We start from the raw sequence: 6784 nt of genomic DNA, 5'->3' as shown, positions 1-6784 counted from the left end.
CCCCGACCCCACCCCCGGCATCCCCCTGGGCAAGATGCGCTTCGTAGGCGCCGCCGAAGGCCGCGCCGAAATGCGCGGCGACACCTGACCTACCACCGCTCGCCCCTGCCCCCAGCCCACCGCTCGCCCCTGCCCCCCAGCCGTCGCGCCCTTTTGACCGGCGCCGACGCGGCGGGATGTGGTGCGGCCATTCCGGCGCCGCCGTACGGTGGCCGGCCGGTCTGCTCCTGCCTCAGCCGTCGCGCGCGTTTGACCGGCGCCGACGCGGCGGGGTGTGGTGCGGCGATTCCGGCGCCGCCGTACGGTGGCCGGCCGGTCTGCTCCTGCCTCAGCCGTCGCGCGCGTTTGACCGGCGCCGACGCGGCGGGGTGCGGTGCGGCGATTCCGGCGCCGCCGTACGGTGGCCGGCCATCGCGTCAGGTGCTCAGCGCACCTCCTCGCACACGCTGACCTGCGGAGTGTCGTCCCCGTCGAAGCGGAACTCCTCCACCAGCCGCAGCCGCCCGTCCGCCAGTCTCTCCACCCGGGAACTGCTCCGCCCCCCGGCACGCTCCCCGCTCTTCAGCAGATGCACGTAGGCGAGTTCGACCAGATCACCGTCCCGCGACCCCACGAACCGCCCGTGCATCACGGTGTCCCCGTCGTACCGCCCCCAGACGACCCCGTCCGCCTCCTCGTAGACGAACCGTGTGGGCCCGGACGGATCCACCGCGCTCGCCGTAGAACTGACCATCACGAACTCGCGCCCATCAAGCAGATTCACATCACTCACTCCCCGAATGCTGCCGCTCCCCACCCACCGCGCAACCCGAACTGGACATTTAGCTCACATCCCGGAACAGACCCGGTGATCCGTCCAGCCACGCCCCACCTGGTGCGGTGTCCAGGAATGTTCACCGGGTGCTCCGCCGTAGGCGGCGCCGGATTCGCCGTACACCGTCCCGCCGACGCGGCGCCGATGAGGTGAATCCGTCGGATGGAGGAAGGCGTCCGATACAGGTAAGTGATCACCGCACTAGGGAAGCTCGACGACGTACTCGCCCGCCTTGGTGAGCCCCGTCACCTGCCCCCTGCGTCCCATCAGCCCGCCGAGCACCTCCCGTACGGCCATCCGCCATGCCCTGCCGGCGACCGGGTCGGCCGGCCGCAACCCCTCGATGTCCGAGGGAGTCGCCACCAGCGACACCCGCCCGGGCGCCGACACCACCGGCCGCTCGTCCTCGGCCCGCACCGCCACCACCGCTCCCTCCGGCGGAACGGTCTCGCGCGGACGGCCCGCGCAGGCGTCCAGGACATGGGGTTCGGTGAGACGCCAGACCAGCAGCAGCCGATCCGACTCGTCCCCGGCGTTGATCACGTCCGTCATCGGCCCGTAGAACGACGGAAGGTACTCGGCGGGCCGCCCCCCGAGCTTGGTCAGATTGAAATGCGCGTTCCGCCGCACCAGCGGATCGAACGTCCAGCTCACCTGCCCGAGCCCCCGCTCGAGCGCCCACGCCCGCTGGTGCAGCTTCAACGCGAACCCCACCCCCCGCCCCGCCACGGCCCCCGTCACATGGGAGTGCAACCCCCCGGCGGGCGGCCCGGCGAGGAACCCCACCGCCGCCCCCACCATCTCCCCCCGGGAGAACGCCCCCGCGACGTAGTTGCCGCTGTGCGACAACGCCCGCATCAACTCCACGCTGATGGGCGCGCTGGAGGGATCGGCCCGCCATATCCGGTCGAACACCTGGAACACGCCCTCGAACTCCGAGATCCGGTCCAGCTCCCGCACCACCACCCCCGCCCGCCGGGCCGCCCCCTCAGCCTCCCGGACGGCGAGACCGGCCACCGTGTTCACCCGGCAGCCACCGCCACGGCCCGCTCGGACGCCGACCGGCCGAGCTCGGCACGGAACAGCCGCAGTACGTTCCCCCCGAGGATCCCCCGGATGACGTCCTCGGAGACCCCGCGCCGCACCAGTTCCTCCGTCACCAGCGGCAACCCGCGCGGCCCTTCGAGACCGGGCACGACCGGGAAGACGGGACCCTCCTCAGACGTCTCGCAGCACGGTGGCGTCAGGTCGGCCATGACCTCCTCCAGGAAGTCCGGCCCCAGCCCCACGTGCCCCTCCCCGGCGACCTCCGCCGTGTGCAGGATGTGGTCCACGAGCCGCGCCACCGTGTACCCGGCGGGGGAGTCGGCCACGAACGGCGGGTAGAAGTTCGTGCAGATCACCCCGCCTAGGGCGGCGATCGCCCGCATCTGGTCGTCGGTCAGGTTGCGGTGGTGGTCCCGCAGCGCCCGCGCCGAGGAATGCGTCGCGATCACCGGCCGGGAGGCGATCTCCAGCACGTGCGCCACCCCGGAGGCCCCGAGGTGCGACACATCGAAGATCATGCCGAGCCGCTCCATCTCGTGAAGCGCCTCCACCCCGGCCGCCGTGAGCCGGCTCCCCGTCGCGTCCTCCCCGCTCCCGTCCGCGAGCGGCGTACGCCCCCAGTGCGCGATGGACGCCACCCGCACCCCGAGCCGGAACACCGTGGGGATCAGCTCCACGCCGGCGTCCAGGCCGGGCATGCTCTCCATCGCGATGACCAGGGCGATCTTCCCCTGCGCCAGCGCCGCGTCCACCTGCGCGCCGTCCAGGCAGACGCTCACCTCGTCCGCGCTGCCCTCGGCCATCACGTGCGCGCACTCGATCATGCGCAGTGTCTGCCGCAGCGCCCCCTCCGGCCGGAACTGGTCGTCGATGAACACCGGCAGGACCTGCACCTTCACTCCGCCGTCACGAAGCTGAGGCAGCCACTGGTCCCGGAAGAACGACGCCCACCTCCGGGGCGGCCGGGCGGACACCGCCATCAACAGGTCATTGTGCGTATCGGCGACGACGGCCTTCCGATGCAGGTCAACGTACACGTTGCACTCCTTTCCCGGCTCAGCCTACGGTGCCGGTCCCGCGACGCCACCCCCGCCGGGGACCGACGGTGGTCACCCCCGTGCGATCACCCCGGTAGTCTGCGCACGTGGCCCCGTCAGCGCTGTCCGCGGTCGTCGCGGAGCTCGAATCCCGGTACGACCCCGCCTGGGCCGAGTCCTGGGACGCCGTCGGCCTGGTCTGCGGCGACCCGGCCCGCCCGGTGAGCAGGATCCTGTTCGCCGTCGACCCGGTGGCCGCCGTCGCCGACGAGGCCATCGGCTGGGGCGCCGACCTGATCGTCACCCACCACCCGCTGTACCTGCGCGGCACCACCTCGGTCGCGGCCACCACCCCCAAGGGCGCCCTGGTCCACCGCCTGATCAAACACGACGTCGCGCTGTACACCGCCCACACCAACGCCGACGTCGCCGACCCCGGGGTCTCCGACGCCCTGGCCCGCGCCGTCGGCCTCACCGGCGCGCTGCGCCCGCTGCGCCACGCGCCGGACGACCCCCGCCGCGGCCTCGGCCGGATCGGCGCCCTGCCGGCCCCGATGACGCTGGGTGCCTTCGCCGGCCAGGCCGCCCGCGGGCTGCCCCGGACGGCGTGGGGCCTGCGTGTCTCCGGCGACCCCGGGCGCGTCGTCCACACGGTCGCGGTGAGCGGCGGCGCGGGCGACTCCCTGCTCGGCGAGGCCCGGGGCGCCGACGTGTTCCTCACCGCCGACCTCAGGCACCACCCGGCCAGCGAGTTCGCCGAGGCCGGCGCGTTCTCCGGCGGCCCCGCGCTGATCGACGCGGCGCACTGGGCGACCGAATGGCCCTGGCTGGCCGATGCCGCGCGGCTGGTTTCGTCCGGCTTGGCGGCCAGGGGGATTAATGTTGAGACGCGCGTCTCCGAGACGGTCACGGATGCCTGGACGACAACAGCACAGTGCGAGGAATAAGTGAAAGCAGCCCCGGAAGCCCAGAAGCGCCTGCTCCAGCTGGCCGAGCTCGACTCCGTCCTCGACAGGCTGGCCCACCGGCGCCGCACACTGCCCGAACTGGCCGAGATCGCCGAGCGGTCGGCCCGGCTCGCGCGCCTCGCCACCGAGGTGATCGCCGCGGAGACCGAGGCCGGTGACCTCGCCCGGGAGCAGGCCAAGGCCGAGTCCGACGTCGAGGCGGTCCGGGTGCGCGCCGACCGCGACCAGAAGCGGCTCGACTCCGGCCAGGTGTCGTCCGCCAAGGACCTCTCCAACCTGCAGTCCGAGATCGCGTCGCTGCACCGCCGGCAGAGCGACCTCGAGGACGTCGTGCTGGAGATCATGGAGCGCCGGGAGGCCGCGGACGCCGAGGTCGCCCGGCTGAGCGCCGAGCGCGGTGAGATCTCCGCCGGGCTCGCCACCCTGGAGGAGAAGCGGGACGTCGCGCTGTCCGCCATCGACCAGGAGGACGGCGAGGCCAAGGGCCGCCGCGGCGGCATCACCGCCGACATCCCCGCCGACCTGCTCGCGCTGTACGAGAAGCTGCGCGACCAGTACGGCATCGGGGCCGCCATGCTGCAGCATGGCCGCTGCCAGGGCTGCAAGGTGTCGCTGTCCATCGCCGACCTCAACCGCATCCGCGCCGCCGCCCCCGACGAGGTGCTCCGCTGCGAGGAGTGCCGCCGCATCCTCGTCCGCACCCCCGAGTCGGGCCTGTGAACCTCGTCGTCGAAGCCGACGGCGGCTCCCGCGGCAACCCCGGCCCCGCCGGCTACGGCGCGGTGGTCAAGGCCCCCGGCGGCGAGATCCTCGCCGAGACGGCCGACTCCATCGGCGTCGCCACCAACAACATCGCCGAGTACCAGGGCCTCATCGCCGGCCTCCGCTCGGCCCTGGCCCTCGGCGGCGACGGCACCCCGGTCGAGGTCCGCATGGACTCCAAGCTGGTCATCGAGCAGATGGCCGGCCGCTGGAAGATCAAGAACGAACGCCTCCGCCCCCTGGCCCTGGAAGCCGGCGTCCTCGCCCGCCGCCTCCGCGTCACCTGGAAGTGGATCCCCCGCGAACGCAACCGCGACGCCGACCGCCTGGCCAACGAGGCCATGGACGCCGCCGCCAAAGGCACCCCCTGGCGCTCGAAGACCCTCCCCGCCACCGCACCGCCGTCGTCCACCACGTCCCCCTTCACCCCCTCGCCGTCCGAACGCCCCTTCCCCACCACCCCGCCTGTGCCGTCCCCATCCGTATCCACGCCTGGGCCCTCTCCATCCGCCTCCCCGCCTGGGCCGTCCCCGTCCTTCCCCACCACCCCGCGCCCCACGTCCTCGACCGCCGAGGCCCTGTTCGACCTCACCCCCGAACCCGCCTCCTCCGCGGTCGCGGAACCCGCCCCCTCGGTCACCCCGAGCGCGAAGCCCGCGAGGGGAGCCGGCTGGCGGGCACCGTCCACCACCGCGACGTCCTTCCTCCTCCTCAGGCACGGCGAGACCCCGTTCTCCGTGGAACGCCGCTTCTCCGGCACAGGCGACCCCGACCTCACCCCCGCCGGCCTCCACCAGGCCGAAGCCGCCGCCGCCCGCCTCTCCGGACCTCCCTACGCCATCGACGTGATCGTCAGCTCCCCCCTGCGCCGGGCCCGCGCCACCGCCGAAGCCGTGGCCGCCCGCACCGGCCACGAGGTCCTGATCGAGGACGCCCTGCGCGAGGTCGACTTCGGCGACTGGGAGGGCCACACCTTCACCGAGATCCAGCGCCGCTGGCCCGCCGAACTGGAGGACTGGCTCGCCGACCCCGCCGTCCCCCCACCCGGCGGCGAAAGCTTCTCCAAGGCCGCCCAGCGGGTCGCCGCCGCCAAGGAGAGACTCCTCCTCGACCACAAAGGCAAGACGATCCTGATCGTCTCCCACGTCACCCCCATCAAACTCCTCCTCCGCTTCGCCCTCCTGGCCCCCCCGGAGGCCCTCTACCGCATCCACCTGGACGTGGCGTCCCTCTCCGCCGTCGACCACTACCCCGACGGCCCCGACCTCGTCACCAAGATCAACGACACCTCCCACCTCCCGTGATCCGTTAAGCTGGCACTACGGCAGGCGAGCCGGCCGGGCGGCCGCGTCGGGGCGAAAGCCCCGCCGAGGAAGGTCCGGGCTCCACAGGGCAAGGTGGTCGGTAACGCCGACCCGGGGCGACCCGCGGGACAGTGCCACAGAAAACAAACCGCCTCCCTGAAAAGGAAGGTAAGGGTGAAACGGTGGTGTAAGAGACCACCAGCGCCCACGGCGACGTGGGCGGCTAGGTAAACCCCACCTGGAGCAAGGTCAAGAAGGGTGCGCCCGAAAGGGCCCACCCGCGCGCGGCGCCCGAGGGTGACCCGCCCGAGCCGCGCGGGTAGACCGCTTGAGGCCGTCGGCAACGACGACCCTAGATGGATGGCCGCCCCTTTGCGCACGCAAAGGACAGAACCCGGCCTACAGGCCGACTCGCCCGCCGCCTCTCTGACCAGCACCTTCCGAGGTACGGCGAAGATCAGGGCACTTTCAGGGCACACGCGAGGCCCGCTTGAACGCCGCATCCATCGCCGTCCGAGCCCACCGCGAGGCTGCAAGAACGAGGTGGGTGTATCGATCTTCGAGGTGTCCCGGGGGCTCCGGCAAGAGTCGATCATCACCTCGTGGACTGCATGGGATGCCTGCCGTGCAATGGCGGAGGTTCACCCGGACAGGGACATTTCATGATGTTGCGGCACACACCTTCGCCAGCACGGCGTTCAGGGGGATCCGGACCCGCAAGCCGGTGGGGTGGCCAGGGGTGTAGGTGGATCCCGCCTTCACCCACCCTGGCAAGCCCAGCCGACCGCCGCCTCGGCCGCAACCCGACTGAGACCATTAGCCGCCTCCAATAGCCGCAGAATACACAGGCTC

General features: G+C 72.4%; 6 protein-coding genes and 1 other RNA gene. 4 read left to right on the top strand and 3 right to left on the bottom strand.

Features of this window, described 5'->3' with window-relative positions:
* Positions 1 to 424 precede the first annotated feature (424 nt).
* From ABGB17_RS36935 to ABGB17_RS36925, 3 genes are all read right to left on the bottom strand, one after another.
* Positions 425 to 763, bottom strand: coding sequence for a hypothetical protein (locus tag ABGB17_RS36935; RefSeq protein WP_347638670.1), 339 nt, complete (start codon positions 761 to 763; stop codon positions 425 to 427).
* A 252-nt stretch (positions 764 to 1015) separates the two neighbouring features.
* Positions 1016 to 1840, bottom strand: coding sequence for a GNAT family N-acetyltransferase (locus ABGB17_RS36930; protein ID WP_347638668.1), 825 nt, complete (start codon positions 1838 to 1840; stop codon positions 1016 to 1018).
* The gene (locus tag ABGB17_RS36925) at positions 1837 to 2898 is read right to left on the bottom strand and encodes a membrane dipeptidase (protein WP_347638666.1); all 1062 of its coding nucleotides are present in this window, start codon (positions 2896 to 2898) and stop codon (positions 1837 to 1839) included. The genes ABGB17_RS36930 and ABGB17_RS36925 overlap by 4 nt, the downstream gene beginning before the upstream one ends.
* A 107-nt stretch (positions 2899 to 3005) precedes the next feature.
* Between ABGB17_RS36925 and ABGB17_RS36920 the strand changes: the two genes are divergently transcribed.
* The 4 genes from ABGB17_RS36920 to rnpB all read left to right on the top strand — a co-directional run bounded on the left by ABGB17_RS36920 (position 3006) and on the right by rnpB (position 6350).
* Positions 3006 to 3845, top strand: coding sequence for a Nif3-like dinuclear metal center hexameric protein (locus ABGB17_RS36920; RefSeq protein ID WP_347638664.1), 840 nt, complete (start codon positions 3006 to 3008; stop codon positions 3843 to 3845).
* On the top strand, positions 3846 to 4586 hold the full coding sequence (locus ABGB17_RS36915) for a C4-type zinc ribbon domain-containing protein (protein WP_347638662.1): 741 nt from the start codon (positions 3846 to 3848) through the stop codon (positions 4584 to 4586). It abuts the gene before it with no gap.
* Entirely contained in the window at positions 4583 to 5932 is a 1350-nt protein-coding gene (locus tag ABGB17_RS36910; RefSeq protein ID WP_347638660.1) for a bifunctional RNase H/acid phosphatase, read from the top strand. Before ABGB17_RS36915 ends, ABGB17_RS36910 begins: the two co-directional genes overlap by 4 nt.
* Positions 5933 to 5957: 25 nt before the next feature.
* Positions 5958 to 6350, top strand: an RNA gene (gene rnpB, locus ABGB17_RS36905) — RNase P RNA component class A.
* The last annotated feature ends 434 nt before the right edge of the window (positions 6351 to 6784 follow it).

This window comes from Sphaerisporangium sp. B11E5 (assembly GCF_039871875.1).
Classification (GTDB): Bacteria; Actinomycetota; Actinomycetes; order Streptosporangiales; family Streptosporangiaceae; genus Sphaerisporangium.
Note: the sequence above shows the minus strand (reverse complement) of the source record. Positions and strands in the feature narration are given on the sequence as shown.